This window comes from Gluconobacter sp. P1D12_c (assembly GCF_018812105.1).
Classification (GTDB): domain Bacteria; phylum Pseudomonadota; class Alphaproteobacteria; order Acetobacterales; family Acetobacteraceae; genus Gluconobacter; species Gluconobacter oxydans_A.
Genome location: NZ_JACSIQ010000187.1, coordinates 1 through 596, shown reverse-complemented (window position 1 = coordinate 596; position 596 = coordinate 1). Strand labels below are relative to the sequence as shown.

Here is a 596-nt window from a genome sequence, read left to right as displayed (position 1 = left end):
AACAAAGAAGAATGCGAAGGAAGACAACGCAAATAATCTCTATAACTTTTCACATCCTTCACAGGAAAAGAATGGTCAATATAATGGTCATGCAAACAAGTCATGATATCGTAAGGCTTTTCCCAACCGCAATAAACCTCGACCCCATTCCCAAACATATAACGAATAGCCTTGGTCTCATAACGTGCCTTCAATCGCACAGCCTTTATATTGAACAGATTTTCAAGCCTCTGTACTTCTCTCTCTATTTCTCTATATTTTTCCTTCTTTACCATATCCATAACAATCTCCGACCCTCAGTTTGTGGGGTACTGGAAACTTATTGTAGCAGATAGAAATCAATATTTGACTTGTCATAGTGTCCGACTATGACAATTACATTGTCGTCGGTCCTGCGGAGCTTCAAAGATACCAGTCTGCAAGCTCCTGAAAGGCGTCCTGATTAGCTTCGAAGTATTCGGAATCCGGAACCTCAATAGGAGGCTCATCAAGCTCTACGGGGTCTTGTAGACGCTCTATGTCGAGAACCTTTGACAGCATCCCATCTTCTAAGACGCTACCCCCACCTCTACCCATGTGAGATATCGTGTAAGTGT

At 42.4% G+C, this 596-nt stretch carries 2 protein-coding genes; both read right to left on the bottom strand.

Annotation, left to right across the window (positions count from 1 at the left end; all coding sequences use genetic code 11):
• Positions 1-281: hypothetical protein (locus KP705_RS16250; protein ID WP_215764995.1), on the bottom strand; the 281-nt coding region annotated here is incomplete at its 3' end.
• A gap of 121 nt (positions 282-402) precedes the next feature.
• The coding region (locus tag KP705_RS16245; RefSeq protein ID WP_215764994.1) for a hypothetical protein at positions 403-596 on the bottom strand (194 nt) is incomplete at its 5' end.